The sequence below is a fragment of the Streptomyces sp. NPDC046716 genome (assembly GCF_040645755.1).
Taxonomy (GTDB): domain Bacteria; phylum Actinomycetota; class Actinomycetes; order Streptomycetales; family Streptomycetaceae; genus Streptomyces.
Genome location: NZ_JBEYYU010000054.1, coordinates 23,991 through 41,182, shown reverse-complemented (window position 1 = coordinate 41,182; position 17,192 = coordinate 23,991). Strand labels below are relative to the sequence as shown.

The window sequence follows — 17,192 nt, the reverse complement described above, 5'->3', positions numbered from 1 at the left end:
AGGAACGACCGCAGATGCACACCATCAGATCCGGATCCGCCCGCACGGCCCTGCGGATCCTCCTGCTGCTCGCGGCCCTCATCGGGCTCGCGGCACCACCCGCCGCGCACGCGAGCACCGCGGCGGCCCCCTTCAAGGTGCTCGGCCTCTACAGCGGCACCTGGGACGCGGCACACATCGACTTCGAGAAGGAGGCCAACGACTGGCTGCCGAAGCAGGCCGCCGCGAACGGCTTCACCTACACCGCCAGCAACGACTGGAACCTGCTCGCCAACGGCGGCGTCAACGCCTACCAGGTCGTCCTGTTCCTCGACGACCTGCCGCAGACCGCTGCCCAACGCAGCGGATTCGAGGCCTACATGCGCGGTGGTGGCGCCTGGATGGGCTTCCACGTCTCCGCGTTCACCACGGACGCGGCGAGCTGGTCCTGGTACCACAACACCTTCCTGGGCAGCGGCAACTTCAAGTCCAACACCTGGGGGCCGACGTCCGCGGTCCTCAAGGTCGAGGACCGTACGCACCCGTCCACCGTGAACCTGCCCGCTTCGTTCACGTCGTCGGTCAGCGAGTGGTACAGCTGGTCCAACGACCTGCGGCAGAACCCGGACATCAAGATCCTCGCCTCCGTCGACCCCAGCAGCTTCCCGCTGGGCACCGACCCGAACCAGTCCTGGTACAGCGGCTACTACCCGATCCTGTGGACCAACACGAAGTACAAGATGCTCTACGCGAACTTCGGCCACAACGCGATGAACTACGACACCAACACCCGTACGTCGTCGACGTTCGCCAGCGCCACCCAGAACCGGTTCCTGCTCGACGGGCTGAAGTGGCTCGGCGGCGCCGGCGGCACGACCCCGCCGGACGACACGCTCTCCGAGACGTCCTGGTACTCCCTGAAGAACGTCGGCAACGGCACCTGCGTCGACGCCCGCGCCGCCGCCACCGCCGACGGGACCGCGATCCAGCAGTACACCTGCAACGCCACCCAGGCGCAGCAGTTCCGGCTCGCCGCGACCGACGGCGGGTACCGGCGCATCGGAGTGCGCCCGAACCCGCAGCAGGTCATCGACGTGACCGGCGTCTCGACCGCCGACGGCGCGCCGCTCCAGCTGTGGGCGTACGGCGGCGGGCAGAACCAGCAGTGGCTCCCTGTGAAGGAAGCCGCCGGGAGGTACCACCTCACCGCCCGGCACAGCGGCAAGTGCCTCACCGCGGCGGCCGCCGCCACGAACAGCGCGCAGCTGACCCAGCGCGCCTGTGACGGTTCGGCCGCGCAGAGCTTCACGGTGAGTACCGGCTGACGCGTGACCCACGTCACGGTGCGGGACGCCTGATGAGGGCGTTCCGCACGTGATGTCCGACCCAGCGGCTAGCCTCGTGTGTCATGAAGCTGCTGCACACGTCCGACTGGCACCTGGGGCGCGCGTTCCACCGAGTGAACATGCTCGGCGCCCAGGCCGCGTTCGTCGGGCACCTCGTCGACACCGTGCGCGAGCGCGAGGTGGACGCGGTGGTCGTGTCGGGCGACGTGTACGACCGGGCCGTGCCGCCGCTGGCCGCCGTCGAGCTGTACGACGACGCGCTGCACCGCCTCGCCGACCTCGGCGTGCCCACCGTGATGATCTCCGGGAACCACGACTCGGCGCGCCGCCTCGGCGTCGGCGCCGGGCTCATCGGCCGCGCCGGAATCCACCTGCGCACCGAGGCGGCCCGGTGCGGCGAGCCCGTCGTGCTCGGCGACGACCACGGCGACGTGGCGTTCTACGGGCTGCCGTATCTGGAGCCCGCGCTGGTGAAGGACGAGTTCGGGGTCGAGAAGGCGGGCCACGAGCAGGTGCTCGCCGCGGCCATGGAGCGGGTGCGGGCCGATCTCGCCGGACGCCCGGCCGGGACCCGGTCCGTCGTCCTCGCGCACGCCTTCGTCACCGGCGGCGCGCCGAGCGACAGCGAGCGGGACATCACCGTCGGCGGCGTCTCGGCCGTCCCCGCGGGCGTCTTCGACGGCGTCGACTATGTGGCGCTCGGACATCTGCACGGCAGCCAGGTCATCTCCGAGCGGGTCCGCTACTCGGGCTCCCCGCTCCCGTACTCCTTCTCCGAGGCCGACCACCGCAAGAGCATGTGGCTCATCGACCTGGCCGCCGACGGCTCGGTGACCGCCGAGCGCCTCGACTGCCCGGTGCCCCGGCCGCTCGCCCGGATCCGCGGCGACCTGGAGGACCTGCTCGCCGACGCCGCGCTCGCCGGACACGAGGAGTCCTGGGTGGAGGCCACCCTCACCGACGCGGTGCGGCCCGACGACCCGATGGCCCGGCTCACCGAGCGCTTCCCGCACACCCTCAGCCTGCTCTTCGACCCGCGCAGGACCGAGACGGAACCGGACGCCAGCTACGCGGAGCGCCTCAAGGGGCGCGACGACCACGAGATCGCGGAGGACTTCGTGACCCATGTCCGGGGAGCCGGGCCCGACGAGGACGAGCGGGTGGTGCTGCGCGCCGCGTTCGACGCCGTACGGACCGACGATGTGGTGCGCGAGGTCGCCCGGTGAGGCTGCACACCCTTCGCATCACGGCGTTCGGCCCCTTCGGCGGCAGCCAGGAAGTCGACTTCGACGCCCTGTCGGCGGCCGGCCTCTTCCTGCTGCACGGCCCGACCGGCGCCGGCAAGACCTCCGTCCTCGACGCGGTCTGCTACGCGCTGTACGGATCGGTGCCCGGCGCCCGGCAGAGCGCGGGCGGCCAGGGCCAGAACCTGCGCAGCGACCACGCCGAGCCCGGGGTGCGCACCGAGGTCCGCCTCGACCTGACCGTCGCCGGACGCCGGCTCGAACTCACCCGGCAGCCGCCGTATGCCCGCCCCAAGAAGCGCGGCACCGGATTCACGACGGAGAAGGCGCAGAGCTGGCTGCGCGAGTACGACGCCGTGGCGGGGGAGTGGAAGGACCTCAGCCGCTCCCACCAGGAGATCGGCGAGGAGATCACCCAGCTGCTCGGCATGAGCAAGGACCAGTTCTGCCAGGTCGTGCTGCTCCCGCAGGGCGACTTCGCCCGCTTCCTGCGCGCCGACGCCGAGGCCCGCGGCAAGCTGCTCGGCCGGCTCTTCGACACGCGCCGGTTCGCCGCCGTCGAGCAGCGGCTCGCCGAGGACCGGCGCGTCGCCGAGAAGCAGGTGACGGCGGGCGACGCCCAGCTGCTGGCCGACGCGCACCGGATGCAGCAGGCCGCCGGGGACGTCGTGGAGACGCCCCCCGTCGACGCGGCGCCCGGCGACCCCGGGGTCGCGGAGGCGGTCCTCGGCTGGGCGGCCGTCGCCCGTTCCACGGCGCGGGAGCACTACACGCACGCCCATCTCGCCCTGACCGCCGCCGAGTCGGCGAGCGTGGCGGCCCGCCGCGCCCTCACCGACGCGCAGGAGACGGACCGGCTTCAGCGCCGGTTCGCGCAGGCCGAGACCAGGGCGGCCGCGCTGGCCGCACAGGAGGCCGAGCTGCGTGCGGTGCGCGAGCGGATGGAGCGGGGCCGCAAGGCGGCCGCGGTCGCCCCCGCGCTCGACCTGCGCGAGGCCGCCGACGCCGAGCACCGCGACGCCCTGCGCGAGGAGGCACGCGCCCGGGCCGGGCTGCGCGCGGAGACCGGCACGGTGCCGGACGCGCCCGGGGCCCTGAAGGACGCGGCCGACGCCGGTCCCGGCGCCCTCGCCGAGGCCACCCGGCGTGTCGCGCAGGAACTCGGCGGGCTCGACGCGGCGCGCCGGGCCGAGCGGCGCCTCGCCGCGGTCGGCCGGGAGCGCGCCGACCTCGACCGGGAGGAGCGCGCCGACGGCGAGCTGCTCGACGAGGCCGAGCAGTGGCTGGCCCGGTGGGACACCCGCCGCACCGAACTCCAGGACGGCGTCGACCGGGCCCAGGAGGCCACGACCCGCGTCGAGCACCTCGCCGGACAGCTGGAGCCCGCGCTGCGGCAGGCCCGCGCCGCCCGCGAGCGCGACCGGCTCGCCGAGCAGGCCGACACCGCGCGGGCCGACGCCCTGCGCGCCCGCGAGGAGGCGGCACACGCCCATGAGCACTGGCTCGGCCTGAAGGAGCAGCGGCTGCGCGGCATCGCCGCCGAACTCGCCGAGGAGCTGCGGGACGGCGCGCCCTGCGCCGTGTGCGGAGCCACCGAACACCCCGCGCCCCAGCGGAAGTCGGCCGGCCACGTCGACCGCGCCGCCGAAGAGGCAGCGCTCGCCGCCCACCGCGCCGCCGAGGACCGGCACACCGAGGCCGAGCGCCGCTCCGGCGTCGTCCGGGAGGAGCTGGCCGCGGCGAAGGCGGCCGCCGGTGACGCCCCGGCCGGGGAACTCGCCGACGCGGCAGGCGCGTTGCAAGATCGACACGCCGAGGCCCGCGCCGAGGCGTCCGCCCTGCACGCGGCCCGCGAGCGGCTCGCGCACGCCCAGAGCGAGCACGACCGCAGGCTCACCACCCGCCAGGAAGCGGCCACCCGGGCCGCCGGCCGCGCCTCGACGCGGGAGTCGCTGGAGCGTGAACAGGCGAACCTGGAGAGCGAGTTGGCGCAGGCGCGCGGTACCGCGGTGAGCGTCGAGGCCCGCGCCGCCCAGCTGGAGCGGCTCGTGGACGTGCTCGGCACGGCGGCCGACGCGGCCCGCGCCGTCGAGGACACCGCGCAGCGCCTGAAGGACGCGGACGCGCGACTCGCCGACGCCGCGTTCAGGGCCGGCTTCGACACGCCGGAGGCCGCGGCCGCCGCCCAGCTCGACGACGCACACCACCGCGAGCTGCAGCACCGCCTGGACGTCCGGCAGTCCGAGGAGGCCGCGGTCCGGGCGGTCCTCGCCGAGGAGGACACCGCGGCCGCCGCGCGCCGACCGGTGGCCGACGTCGCCGCCGCCCAGGGCGCGGCCGAGGCCGCCGACACGCGGGTCCGGGCCGCGGGCTCCGCGCGGGACGCGGCCCAGCGCCGCTGCGCGGACCTCGACCGGCTGTCCCGCCGCGCCGCCACCGAGGCCCGCCGCCTCGGCCCGCTGCGCACCACGTACAACCGCGTGGCCCGGCTCGCCGCCCTCGCCGCGGGCACGGCGGCGGACAACGAGCGCAAGATGCGCCTGGAGTCGTACGTCCTCGCCGCCCGCCTCGAACAGGTGGCGGCGGCGGCGACCGCGCGCCTGAGCCGCATGTCGTCCGGGCGCTACACCCTCGTGCACTCCGACTCCCTGGCCGGGCGCGGCCGATCGGGCCTCGGCCTGCACGTCGTCGACGCGTGGACGGGCCGCGAGCGGGACACGGCGACGCTCTCCGGCGGCGAGACCTTCTTCGCGTCCCTCGCCCTGGCCCTCGGCCTCGCCGACGTCGTCACGGACGAGGCGGGCGGCGTGCGGCTCGACACCCTCTTCATCGACGAGGGCTTCGGCAGCCTCGACGACCAGACCCTCGACGACGTGCTCGACGTCCTCGACTCACTGCGCGAACGCGACCGCAGCGTCGGCATCGTCAGCCACGTCGGCGACCTGCGCCGCCGCGTCCACGCCCAGCTGGAGATCGTGAAGGGACGGGACGGATCGGAGGTCAAGCAGCGGTGACGGCCGCGCCCCGCAGGGGCGCGGGGGAGTGCGCGACCGGCCACCGGCGGCATCGGCCCATTCGCCGATCCGGCGCGGCAGCGCCTCAGCGGCCGAGCGCCCGCCGCGGCAGCGGCGAGGAGTACACCACACTCGTCGTCACCGACCCGAGCGTGCCGATCTTCCCGGAGATCTCCTCCAGATGCCGCATCGACCGTGCCGCGACCTTGATGACGAAGCAGTCGTCGCCCGTGACGTGATGCGCTTCCAGGATCTCCGGGGTCACCTCGACGAGATCGTGGAACGGCTTGTAGTTCCCGTTCGGGTACCTGAGCCGGACGAACGCCAGGATCGGCAGGCCGAGCCGCTCCGGGACGACCACGGCGGAGTACCCCGCGATCACCCCCGACTCCTCGAGCCGCCGCACCCGCTCCGTCACCGCGCTCGCGGACATGGACACGGCCCGGGCCAGCTCGGCATAACTGGCGCGGCCCTCGCTCTGCAGGACCCGCAGAATCTGCCAGTCCGTGGCATCGGGCACGTACACGGGCCCATCGGCAGGGTCAGGGGAATCGTCGGTCATGCCCCAGAGCTAACCGGGGAATCCCCGGCCGAGCAAATGAGATGCCGGGGATCGTCTCTTCAGGGAAGCGGTCGGCGGCCGTAGATTTCTCGACAGGAGCAGCGGGACCGCACCCGCGCACCGTCCCGCCCCCCCCGAGAGGACCCGACATGACCCTGCCCGAGACCGCCCCCAGGCCCGCCGCCACCAACCCGGTGCTGCGTGTCGCGCCCGCATCGCCCGCGGCCGCCGCGGCCTACTTCGGCGCGAGCCTCGCCTTCCACGCCGACGTGTCCGACGTCGCCGCCGCGCTCGCCGACGGCGGAGAGGACCCCGGCTTCGTCGTCGTCGACTCGCGCTCCACGGCCTCCTGGGACCAGGGCCACGTCCCCGGCGCGGTCCACCTGCCGACCGCTCTCATCCCCGAGCAGGCCGGCCGGCTTCTCGACCGGTCCGTCCCGGTCGTCACGTACTGCTGGGGACCCGGCTGCAACGGAGCCACTCGCGCCGCCCTCGCCCTCGCCGAACTCGGCTTCCAGGTCAAGGAGATGCTCGGCGGGTTCGAGTACTGGGCCCGCGAGGGCTTCCCGTACGAGACGTGGGAGGGGCCCGCGCGACGGGACGCGGACCCCCTCACGGCGCCGGCCGACGACGCCGACTGCGGCTGCTGAACCGCCGTTACAGCTTGGAGAGCTCGTCCACCAGGTCGTCGAGGCCCAGCGACCCCTGGGACAGCGCCGCCATGTGCCACGCCTTCGCGTCGAACGCGTCACCGTGCGCCGCCTGCGCGTTGGCCCGGCCCAGCAGCCAGGCGCGCTCGCCCAGCTTGTAGCCGATCGCCTGGCCGGGGATCGACAGGTAGCGGGTCAGCTCGCTCTCCACGAAGTCGGCGGGGCGGCTGCTGTGCGCGCCGAAGAACTCCTGGGCCAGCTCGGGCGTCCACCGCTCACCGGGGTGGAACGGGGAGTCCGCCGGGATCTCCAGCTCCAGGTGCATGCCGATGTCGACGATGACCCGGCACGCGCGCATCATCTGCGCGTCCAGGTACCCGATCCGCGTCTCGGCGTCGGTGAGATGGCCCAGCTCGTCCATCAGCCGCTCCGCGTACAGCGCCCAGCCCTCCGCGTTGGCGGAGACCATGCCGACCGTCGCCTGGTAGCGCGAGAGGTCACCGGCGACGTGCGCCCACTGCGCGAGCTGCAGATGGTGGCCGGGAACACCCTCGTGGTACCAGGTCGACACCAGGTCGTAGACGGGGAAGCGGGTCTGGCCCATCGTGGGCAGCCAGGTGCGGCCGGGCCGCGAGAAGTCGACCGACGGCTCCGTGTAGTAGGGCGCCGCGGCGCTCCCGGAGGGCGCGATGCACGACTCCACCTTCCGTACCCGCTCGGCGAGTTCGAAGTGGGTGCCGTCGAGCGTGTCGATCGCCTCGTCCATGAGGTCCTGGAGCCACTGCCGGACCTCCTCGACCCCCTCGATGTGCCGTCCGTGCTCGTCGAGGTGGGCCAGCGCCACCCACGGCGTCGCGGCGCCGGGCAGGATCTTCTCCGCCTCGAGACGCATCTCGGCCAGCAACCGGTGGAACTCGCTCCAGCCGTACGCGTAGGCCTCGTCCAGGTCGAGGTCCGTGCCGTTGTAGTAGCGCGACCAGCGGGCGTAGCGCTCGCGGCCCACCACGTTCGAGGAGCCCTCGACGGCGGGCGCGTACACGTCCCGCATCCAGTCGCGCAGCTCCAGGGTCGCGGCGTCGGCCTCGCCCGCCGCCGCCGTGAGCTCGTCGCGCAGTGCCTCGGGACCGGCGGCGGCGAACTCCTCGAACCACCCCTCCCACTCGCCGAGCTGCCCGATGAACGTCCCGGTCGGGCGCGGCCCGCCGTACAGCTTGCGCTCCAGGCCGAGCGTCAGCGTCTCGCGGTACCCGGCGAGCGCCGCCGGGACCGCGCGCAGCCGCTCGGCGATCGCCGCCCAGTCCTCGTCCGTCTCGGCCGGGGTGATCGTGAAGACCTCCCGCACGTGGTGCACGGGCGAGCCCAGGTTGGCGACGGCGCGCAGGTGCTCGTCGGCGTCGTGCACGGCGAGTTCGGCGGTCAGCCGCTCCCGCAGCAGCCGGGCGCAGCGCCGCTCGACGTCGCTGTCGGCGGCGGGCTCCCGCTCCGCCGCGTCGAGCCGCTCCAGCGTCCGCCGCGCCAGCGCGGCGACCGCGTCCAGACCCGCGGGGGAGAGATCGGGCAGCTTGCTGTTGGCCTCCGGAACGCCGAGGAAGGTGCCGGTGACCGGGTCGAGGGCGATCAGGTCGTCGACGTAGGCGTCCGCGACCTGGCGGGGGGTGTGCGCAGTGTCTGACATGCGGACATCCTCGTACGGGTCAGGGGTTTTCGTCACCCTGATACTCGGGAGGCGGCAGCAGCGGCCCGCACTCCCACTGCTGGAAGATCAGCCGGGTCTCCACCCGCGCTACCTCGCGCCGTGACGTGAACTCGTCGAGGACGAGTCGCTGCAGGTCCGCCATGTCGCGGACGGCGACGTGCACCAGGTAGTCGTCGGGTCCGGTGACGTGGAAGACCGTGCGGGCCTCGGGCAGGGCCCGGATCCGCTCCACGAACGGGCCCACCAGTTCCCGCCGGTGCGGGCGTACCTGGACCGACAGCAGCGCCTGCAGACCACGGCCGAGCCGCGCCGGATCGACCCGCAGCGCATGCCCGAGGATCACCCCGCCCCGGCGCAGCCTGCTCACCCGGTCCAGACAGGTCGAGGGCGCGACCCCGACCCGCGCGGCGAGATCCCGGTACGTCGTACGGGCGTCGTTCTGCAGCAGCCGCAGGATCTCCAGATCAACCGGATCCAGTACGACGGAATCGATCATCCGCCGAACGTAGCACGGGAGTTGAACCATCTCGCCGGTCATCCGTTCAGGCTGTCCGGCATGGACCACACCCTGGACCACCACGAGGACGTGGCGGGCCCCCGGACCCGGGCCCTCGCCACCGAAGCAGTGCACGCCGGCCGTGACGACCTCGCCGCGCTCGGGCTGCACGCCCCGCCCATCGACCTGTCGACCACCTATCCCTCCGCGGACAGCCGGGCCGAGGCCGCCCGGATCGACGCGTTCGCCGCCGACGGCGTCCTCGACGACGGCCCGCCGGTCTACGGCCGCGTCGGCAATCCGACGGTCGCCCGGTTCGAGACGGCGCTCGCCCGCCTGGAGGGCACCGACGCGGCGGTCGCCTTCGCCAGCGGCATGGCCGCCCTGACCGCGGTCCTGCTGGTACGCCGCTCGGCGGGCCTGAACCATGTCGTCGCGGTCCGTCCGCTGTACGGGTGCAGCGACCACCTCCTCGACGCGGGCGTCCTCGGCACGGAGGTGACCTGGGTCGATCCGGCCGGGATCGCCGACGCCGTCCGCCCCGACACCGGCCTGGTGCTGGTGGAGTCGCCCGCCAATCCGACCCTCGCGGAGGTCGATCTGCGGGCGGTCGCCCACGGCTGCGGCACCGTGCCGCTGCTCGTCGACAACACGTTCGCGACGCCCGTGCTGCAACGGCCCGCGGGGAGCGGGGCCCGGCTCGTGCTGCACAGCGCGACGAAGTTCCTCGGCGGGCACGGCGACGTCCTGGGCGGCGTGGTGGCCTGCGACGAGGAGTTCGCGGGGGAGTTGCGCAAGATGCGGTTCGCGACGGGCGGTGTGCTGCACCCGCTCGCGGGCTACCTGCTGCTGCGCGGCCTGTCGACCCTTCCCGTACGGGTGCGCGCCGCGTCGGCGACGGCGGCGGAACTGGCGCGGCGGCTGGCCGACGACCCGCGCGTCACCCGCGTCCACTACCCGCGGATCGGCGGCGCGATGGTCGCCTTCGAGGTGGCCGGGGACCCGCACGCGGTGACCGCCGGGGTCGAACTCATCACGCCCGCCGTCAGCCTCGGCAGCGTCGACTCGCTCATCCAGCACCCGGCGTCCATCAGCCACCGCGTGGTCGCCGCCGACGACCGCAGGGCCGCCGGGGTCGGCGACCGGCTGCTGCGTCTCTCGGTCGGTCTGGAGGACGTCGACGACCTGTGGGCCGATCTCGACCGGGCGCTGGGCGGGGCGATGCCTCGTAGACTCGCGGCATGTTCAAATCACGCAAAGCGGGACGGGACGAATCCTGGGACGGCGTCGTCGTCGACAAGTCCCGCGGGATGACCGACGGCTCGAACATGTACCACTACGTCGAGATCCGGCTCGCCGACGGCGACACCACCAAGGTGCGGATCGACCGCCGGCTGTGGAAGTCGGTCGAGGCCGGCGACCGGATCGTGAAGCGACCCGGCGCCGACCCCGTCAAGGCGTAGTCGTCGCGCGTCTCAGGCCTGGGCGTCCGTCTCGTACGGCAGCCGGGACGCCACCGGCGTCGCGTCCAGACGTGCGGTGACCACGAGGGTGCCCTCCTCGATCTGGTAGTCGAGCGGCAGGCCGAGTCCGCGCATCGCCGCGACCATGCCGGTGTTGGACGCCTGCGTCACCGCGTACACGCTCTCGCAGCCCGCCTCGACGGCCATCGCGACCAGCCGGCCGAGGAGTTCGGCGCCGATGCCGCGGCGCTGCCAGCCGTCCTCGACCAGGAGCGCCAGCTCCGTCTCGTCGCCGTCCCACAGCAGATGGCCGAGGGCGACGATCCGGCCCGAGGCCGTCTGCGCGGCGAGCGTGCGGCCGAAGCGCGGGCTGAGCAGATGGCCCAGATAGCGGTCGGCGTCGCCGACCGGGCCGTGGTAGCGCATGCTCAGTGTCCGCGCCGAGCACCGGTCGTGCATCTCCTTGGCGGCCGCCACGTCGGAGGGGTCGGCGCGGCGGACCGTGATCTCGTTGCCCTCGGGCAGGGTGAGCACGTCGTGGCCGCTCGGGACCCGCGGGCCGAGCCGGCTGTCCAGCTCCACGAGGGCGCGGGCGCGGGCGAACTCGGTCGGGGTGAACGGCAGATACGGCCGCTCCACCGTGATCAGGCCGCCGTCCGGGGTGCGCAGCCGCAGCTCCGTGGCGTCGAAACCACCCTCGGCCTGCGTGCCGCCCGTGGTCTTCGCGGGCAGTGACCTGATCGTGCATCGGCCGAGCAACTGGCGCAGCGCCAGCGGAAGTTCGGCGGCGTCCTGTGCCGTGCGGGTGGCCAGGCCCAGGATCCGGGTGGGGGCGTCCACCAGGTCGTGGGTGTCGGCGCGCTCGATCCAGGTGTCGGTGCCGCCGGCCCGGGAGACGACCCGGGTCAGATCGGTGGCGGCCGTCTCCAGCGGGGCGCGCAGCAGGAACTCGTCGACCGTGCCGTCGGCCAGCGGGTGCGTCTGCAGGCTGAGGATGTCCACCCGGCGGTGGGCCAGCACCGTGCACAGCGCGGCGAGCGAACCCGGCTCGTCGCGCACCGTGGTCCGCATCCGCCACAGCGTGCTCCGGGCCGGGTCGAGCGGGTCCGCGTTCCGGCGCCCGGCCGTCGACGCCCCGCTCTCGGCGGGGGCGGACGGCCGGGCGCCGGTATCCGCCGTGGGTGGCGCGTGTTCGTGGCGTCGTGCCCACCACACGTGGAACCCGGCGGTGGCGAGCAGCGCCACCGCCGAGAACACGAGGAGGACGGGGCCGTCGGGGCCGTGCCCGATCATGTTCGCCACCGCGTCGGCGACGGCCACCGCCGTGAACAGGGCCGCCAGTTCGACCAGATCCCGCCGCCAGTGGTGGACGGGACGGCCGTGCTTCACTCGCGTCACATCAGACATGTCTGGACTCATGCATCCACTGTGAAGGAGTGGTGTTGCGCGATCACGAACGATGTGTGTCCGATGGGTAAAGAGAGCTTATGTCCGCTTTGCTCTTCCGGGTTCGCGTGCGGTCGCGGCCCCGCTACTGTCCCACCCGCCCCGGCTGCAGCGTCTGAGTGAAGAGGACGTCCCCGCCCTCCTGACGCAGCCGCACGGTCAGCTCCCCGCTGCCGCCGTCGATCTCGACCTCGCCGAAGTACGGCGGGGTCTCCATGGGCGAGGTGTTCGCCCGCGACGGCGCCTTGATGAACACCTGCCGCGGTCCGAACGTCCCGTCCAGCTTCGTCGCCTGGAAGCCGCCCGCGGCCAGCGGCCCCGACACGAACTCCCAGAACGGCTCGAAGTCCTGGAACGCCGCGCCCGACGGCTCGTAGTGCTGCGCCGACGTGTAGTGGACGTCCGCCGTCAGCCACAGCGTGCCGGTGATCCGCCGGTGCTTGATGTGCCGCAGCAGCTCGGCGATCTGCAGCTCGCGGCCGAGCGGCGCGCCCGGGTCGCCCTGGGCCACCGCCTCGAAGTTCGTGGCGCCGTCGGTCACCACGAGCCCCAGCGGCATGTCGGAGGCGATCACCTTCCAGGTGGCGCGCGAGCGCGACAACTCCCGCTTCAGCCAGGCCAGCTGCTCGGCGCCGAGGATGCCGGTCGCGTCGTCGGGCTGCCGGTCGGGCGAGTTCGCGTTGCGGTACGTGCGCATGTCGAGCACGAACACGTCGAGCAACGGGCCCTGGTGCAGCACCCGGTACACCCGGCCGTCCTTGTCGCCCGGCGACAGCGTGGAGATCGGGAAGTACTCGCTGAACGCCCGCAGCGAGCGCGCCGCCAGCACGTCCGCGTTCTTCTCCGTGTAGCGGGCGTCGTCCAGGATCTGGCCCGGGTACCAGTTGTTGTGGACCTCGTGGTCGTCCCACTGGGTGATGGTGGGGACCTGGGCGTTGAACCGGCGTGCGTTCTCGTCGAGCAGGTTGTAGCGGAACGCGCCGCGGAAGTCCCCGAGGGTCTGGGCGACCTTCGACTTCTCCTCGGTGGTCACATTGCGCCACACCCGCCCGTCGGGCAGCGTCACGCTGGGCAGGATCGGGCCGTCCGCGTAGATGTTGTCGCCGCTGCACAGGAAGAAGTCGGGGTCCAGGGCGCGCATGTCCTCGTAGACGCGATTGCCGCCCCGGTCCGGATTGATACCCCAGCCCTGGCCCGCGATGTCGCCCGACCACAGGAACCGCACGCCGCCGCGCCGCCCGGTCGGGGCGGTGCGGAACGTGCCCGTCACCGGCTCGCCCGTGCGCCGCGGATCGTCCGGGTCGGCGAGCAGCACCCGGTAGTGGATCTGCTCGCCCGACGGCAGACCGCGCAGGCGCGTCGTCCCGGTGAAGTCGGTGTCCGGGCCGACCAGCGGGCCGCGCCATCTCGTCGTCCGCTTGAACGACTCGGTGGCCGACGTCTCCACGATCATCCGCGCCGGCCGGTCCGCACGCACCCAGACGAGACCCGAGTGCGCCGTGACGTCTCCTGCCTGCACGCCCCAGCCCGCCCCGGGGCGCCCCGACAGGGCGAACGCGGGCGCCGCGACACCGCCGACCGCGGGCAGGGCGAGCCCCGCCGACGCGGCGAGCGCGCCGCGCAGCACTCCTCGGCGGCCGGGCAGCGGAACTGACGGACGGTGCGACATGGACGCCTCCAGTGACGGTTTCGACGGCGGTGCGGTGCCAAGAGCGCGGACCGGCGCGCGGCGCCGCGAAGCCACACCTACTGGGTCACCACGGCACGCACACGAACCCCAAGTGAACAACTGCTCCCCCCGGCAGGGAACCAGGCGCGCGAGACCCGGCCCCGGCCGCGGGCGGAACAGCGCTCCGGCCGGCGGCTACGGGGACGGCCCTCTTCCGGAGGGACTCCGGCGCGTGCCGTGCGCACGCGGGCGGTCCGGCTCCCGTGCCACGGAAGCCAGCAGACGCACTCCCTCGGTGATGCGGGCGGGGGAGAGGTGCGCATATCCGAGCACCAGGGAGACGCGCGCGCCGGACTCGCCGCCGTAGTGGCTCAGGGCGCGGACGGAGACGCCCGCGGCCGCCCACCGGTCCAGGAGATCCCCCTCGCGGGCGGAGTCGACCGGCAGGGTGGCGATGGCGTGCAGACCGGCCGCGATGCCCGTCACCTCGGTCCCCGGCAACTGGTCGCCCAGGGCGGTCACGAGGGCGTCCCTGCGCTCCTTGTAGGCGCGCTGGCAGCGGCGCAACTGCCGGTCGTAGTCGCCCCGTTCGATGAACCGGGCGAGCGTCGCCTGGTCGAGCGCGGGGTTGCCCAGGTCCATGTAGCGCTTGCGCTCCACGACCTCCTCGGCCAGGGCGTCGGGCACGACCGCCCAGCCCAGCCGCAGCCCGGGGGCCAGCGACTTGCTCACCGAGCCCGCATAGGCGACGTGCGCGGGGTCGAGACCCTGGAGCGCGCCGACCGGAGCGCGGTCGTAGCGGAAGTCGCCGTCGTAGTCGTCCTCCACGAGCAGACCGTCCGACCCGCGCGCCCAGGCGAGCAGCTCCGTCCTGCGCGCCGCCGAGTACGCGAGACCGGACGGGAAGTGGTGCGACGGCGTCGTGACCACCGTCCGCACCCCCGAGGCGCGCAGCGCCTCCATGGCGAGCCCGTCCGCGTCCATGGCGATCCGAACCGCCGCGGAGCCCGTCGCGGCGAACAGGTCCTCGTACTGCGGGCTGCCGGGCCGCTCCACGCCGATGCGCCGCTGCCCGCGCTCCCGGAGCACGAAGCCGAGCAGCGTCACCGCCTGCGTCACCCCGGAGCACACGATGACGCGCTCGGGGTCGGCCACCACGCCCCGGCGCCGGGCCAGCAGCTCGGCGAGTGCCGTCCGCAGCCGGGGCAGCCCGCGCGGATCCGGATAGCCGAGCCCCCGGTGCGTCAGCCCCGCCAGCACGTCGCGCTGGGCGGCGGCCCAGGCGGCGCGGGGGAACAGCGACAGGTCCGGGCTGCCCGCGACGAAGTCGGCCCGCACCCCGGCGGCCGGCCGCGGTGCCAGGTCGTGGGCGCCCGGCGGCGCGGCCCGCACCGCGTCACCGACCCAGGTCCCGGCGCCCCGGCCGCTGCGCAGGTACCCCTCGGCGGCCAACTGCTCGTAGGCCTCGGTGATCAGGCCCCGCGACACCCCGAGGTCCCGGGCCAGGTCCCGGCTCGACGGCATCCGTGTCCCGGGCACCAGCCGCCCCGAGCGCACGGCCTCCCGGAGCGCGGACTGCAAGGAGCGGCCGCGCGCCCGCACCGGCATGGCGACGGCGGGCAGCAGCAACTCCCAGGCCGCGGAGGGTGCATGGGTCTCGTTCGTCATGACACGGGAATCTAGTGCGGCCCGCTGACCGATCGCTGACCGACCGCTGACCGTCCCCCGACGGGCCGGAGGTGGACGGCCCCGGCGAAACGGGATTGGTCCAGGAAGCACCCGGTCGATTGGCTCTCCTGCGGGACCACTTCCACTCCTAGCGTCGACCGCATGAACGCTCCGTCCCTTCGCGGTTCCCTGCTCGCCGCCCTTGCCTGCGTGCTGGTCGGCGGTTCCTTCACCGCCAACAGCGTCCTGGGCGCCTACCCCTACGCGGGCGGTCAGTTCCTGCGCTACGGCGCGGCCTGCCTGCTGCTCCTGCCCGGTCTCGGACTCGCCCCGCTGCGCGCCCTCGCCGGCCGCCAATGGATACGGCTGGCGCTGCTCGCGGCCGTCGGCATGGTCGGCTTCAACCTCGCGGTGCTCGCCGCGGAACGCTCGGCGGAGCCCGCCGTCCCCGGTGTCCTCGTGGGATGCGCGCCCGTCGTGGTCGCCGTCCTGGTGCCGCTCCTGTCCGGGCGGCGGCCCCGCCGGGCCGTCCTGCACGGCGCGTCGCTCGTCGCCGCCGGAGCGTTCACGGTGCAGGGCTGGGGCCGCACGGACGCCCTCGGGATCGCCTTCTCCGCCTGCGCCCTCGCCGGCGAGGTGGGGTTCGCGGTGCTCGCCGGGCCCGTGCTCGCACCGCTCGGCCCACGGCTGCTGTCGTGCACCGTGTGCGCCGTCGCGGCCCTGGAGTCGGCGGCGGTGGGCCTGGTCGTCGACGGCACGTCCTGGCTGCGCGTTCCGGACGCCGCGGAGACCGCCGCCCTGGTGTGGCAGGCGGCGGTCGTCACGGTGATCGGCTTCGTCTGCTGGTACATGGGCATGCAGCGCATCGGCACCGAACGCGCCACGCTGTTCTCCGGTCTCATCCCCGTCGCCGCCGCGTGCACGGCACCCCTGGTCGGCTCGGGAACCTACGGCGCCGCCCAGGCGGTGGGCAGCGCCTTGGTGGGCGCCGGTGTCGCCCTGGGCTCGGGGGTGTGGGGCGGGCGCCGGTCAGCGGTTCGTGCTTCAGCAGCCCGTGCTTCAGCAGCCGGTGCCTCAGCTGTCGGTGTCTCAGGGGCTGGTGTCTCAGCGGCTGGTGTCGAGGACCACGCGCGCGACCAGCGCGGGGTCGTCGTGCATCGGGACGTGGCCGCAGCCCGGGAGCCTGACCAGCCGCGCCCCCGGCAGGACCTGCTTGGCGCGGACCCCCTGGCGACGCACGAGCAGCCGGTCACGGGTGCCCCAGGCCACCGTCACGGGGACCTCGGGGACGTCGTCGCGGAACTGCACGTCGCGCCCGGCGTCGAGGGTCTGGCGGAACCCGGTCGCGTTGCGCAGCGCCAGCGTCTCGGCGACCACGGCCTCGGGTGAACGGCGCCCGGGGTGCGCGTAGATGGTGCTGGTCAGCGCGGTGCGCCCGGCGGCGGAGCGGGACAGCCGCTCGATCACCGGCAGCGGCAGCACCCGCGCGCCCTGCCGCATCGCCAGCAGCGTGCCGAACGCGTACCGGCGCTCGGCCTGCGTCCAGAACCCGGCGGGGGAGAGCGCCGTGACGGACCGTACGAGCCGCTCGCGGCCCAACTCCAGGGCGAGCAGGCCGCCCAGCGAGTTGCCGGCCACGTGCGGGCGCCCGATGCCCAGGTGACGGCAGAACGCGTCGAGGACCGGCACCACGCTCGACAGGTCGTAGGCCAGCCCCTCCGGCAGTGCCGGGGACGAGCCGAACCCCGGCAGATCCACGGCGATGACATCGCGCTCGGCCGCCAGGATCGGCAGCACCGGCTGCCACGCCTGCCAGTGGTGGCCTATCCCATGCAGCAGGAGCAGCGGCTCCCCGGCGCCCGCACGCTCGTACGTCAGCGTCACCTCGCGCGGTCCGCCGGGGCTCTCGATGGTGAAGGACGCCTGTTCCGCCATGTCGTTCGCTCCCTGTCCCCGCCA

The 17,192-nt window shown here is 74.0% G+C and carries 13 protein-coding genes and 1 pseudogene; 7 read left to right on the top strand and 7 right to left on the bottom strand.

From position 1 onward, the window contains the following. The first annotated feature begins 14 nt into the window (after positions 1-14). The 3 genes from ABZ930_RS31715 (at position 15) to ABZ930_RS31705 (ending at position 5,583) form a co-directional block, all read left to right on the top strand. The gene (locus tag ABZ930_RS31715; RefSeq protein ID WP_361555430.1) at positions 15-1,304 is read left to right on the top strand and encodes a ThuA domain-containing protein; all 1,290 of its coding nucleotides are present in this window, start codon (positions 15-17) and stop codon (positions 1,302-1,304) included. An 83-nt stretch (positions 1,305-1,387) separates the two neighbouring features. Beyond that, on the top strand, positions 1,388-2,551 hold the full coding sequence (locus ABZ930_RS31710) for an exonuclease SbcCD subunit D (RefSeq protein WP_361555427.1): 1,164 nt from the start codon (positions 1,388-1,390) through the stop codon (positions 2,549-2,551). Further along, the gene (locus tag ABZ930_RS31705; protein ID WP_361555424.1) at positions 2,548-5,583 is read left to right on the top strand and encodes an SMC family ATPase; all 3,036 of its coding nucleotides are present in this window, start codon (positions 2,548-2,550) and stop codon (positions 5,581-5,583) included. The genes ABZ930_RS31710 and ABZ930_RS31705 overlap by 4 nt, the downstream gene beginning before the upstream one ends. Before the next feature lie 85 nt (positions 5,584-5,668). Here the strand turns inward: ABZ930_RS31705 and ABZ930_RS31700 are convergent, their stop codons facing one another. Next, on the bottom strand, positions 5,669-6,145 hold the full coding sequence (locus ABZ930_RS31700) for an Lrp/AsnC family transcriptional regulator (RefSeq protein ID WP_361555421.1): 477 nt from the start codon (positions 6,143-6,145) through the stop codon (positions 5,669-5,671). 149 nt (positions 6,146-6,294) lie between these two features. Between ABZ930_RS31700 and ABZ930_RS31695 the strand changes: the two genes are divergently transcribed. Continuing rightward, a complete protein-coding gene (locus tag ABZ930_RS31695) occupies positions 6,295-6,795 on the top strand; it encodes a rhodanese-like domain-containing protein (RefSeq protein ID WP_361555418.1) in 501 nt (166 codons plus the stop codon). A gap of 7 nt (positions 6,796-6,802) precedes the next feature. On the opposite strand, the gene ABZ930_RS31690 is transcribed toward ABZ930_RS31695, so the two are convergent. Both ABZ930_RS31690 and ABZ930_RS31685 read right to left on the bottom strand, forming a co-directional pair. After that, positions 6,803-8,470 (bottom strand): DUF885 domain-containing protein, encoded by a 1,668-nt coding sequence (locus ABZ930_RS31690; protein WP_361555415.1) that lies wholly within the window; start codon positions 8,468-8,470, stop codon positions 6,803-6,805. A gap of 19 nt (positions 8,471-8,489) precedes the next feature. After that, on the bottom strand, positions 8,490-8,987 hold the full coding sequence (locus ABZ930_RS31685) for an Lrp/AsnC family transcriptional regulator (protein WP_361555412.1): 498 nt from the start codon (positions 8,985-8,987) through the stop codon (positions 8,490-8,492). A 60-nt stretch (positions 8,988-9,047) separates the two neighbouring features. On the opposite strand from ABZ930_RS31685, the gene ABZ930_RS31680 reads away from it, so the two are divergent. Next, entirely contained in the window at positions 9,048-10,301 is a 1,254-nt protein-coding gene (locus tag ABZ930_RS31680; protein ID WP_361555409.1) for a PLP-dependent transferase, read from the top strand. Continuing rightward, positions 10,298-10,450, top strand: a complete 153-nt coding sequence (locus ABZ930_RS31675; RefSeq protein WP_361555406.1) for a hypothetical protein — start codon at positions 10,298-10,300, stop codon at positions 10,448-10,450. Before ABZ930_RS31680 ends, ABZ930_RS31675 begins: the two co-directional genes overlap by 4 nt. Positions 10,451-10,462: 12 nt before the next feature. Here ABZ930_RS31675 and ABZ930_RS31670 read toward each other — a convergent pair whose 3' ends face one another. The 3 genes from ABZ930_RS31670 to ABZ930_RS31660 all read right to left on the bottom strand — a co-directional run bounded on the left by ABZ930_RS31670 (position 10,463) and on the right by ABZ930_RS31660 (position 15,233). After that, positions 10,463-11,857: a GNAT family N-acetyltransferase gene (locus tag ABZ930_RS31670; RefSeq protein ID WP_361555403.1), complete on the bottom strand. Its 1,395-nt coding sequence runs from the start codon at positions 11,855-11,857 to the stop codon at positions 10,463-10,465. Positions 11,858-11,981: 124 nt separating this feature from the next. Further along, on the bottom strand, positions 11,982-13,565 hold the full coding sequence (locus ABZ930_RS31665) for an alkaline phosphatase D family protein (RefSeq protein ID WP_361555401.1): 1,584 nt from the start codon (positions 13,563-13,565) through the stop codon (positions 11,982-11,984). 195 nt (positions 13,566-13,760) lie between these two features. Next, positions 13,761-15,233, bottom strand: coding sequence for a PLP-dependent aminotransferase family protein (locus ABZ930_RS31660; RefSeq protein ID WP_361555398.1), 1,473 nt, complete (start codon positions 15,231-15,233; stop codon positions 13,761-13,763). Between the two features lie 162 nt (positions 15,234-15,395). Here ABZ930_RS31660 and ABZ930_RS31655 point away from each other — a divergent pair. Continuing rightward, a pseudogene (locus ABZ930_RS31655) lies at positions 15,396-16,223 on the top strand (EamA family transporter); the annotation flags it as partial. A gap of 114 nt (positions 16,224-16,337) precedes the next feature. Here ABZ930_RS31655 and ABZ930_RS31650 read toward each other — a convergent pair. Further along, positions 16,338-17,168, bottom strand: coding sequence for an alpha/beta fold hydrolase (locus tag ABZ930_RS31650; RefSeq protein WP_361555395.1), 831 nt, complete (start codon positions 17,166-17,168; stop codon positions 16,338-16,340). Between the last annotated feature and the right edge of the window lie 24 nt (positions 17,169-17,192).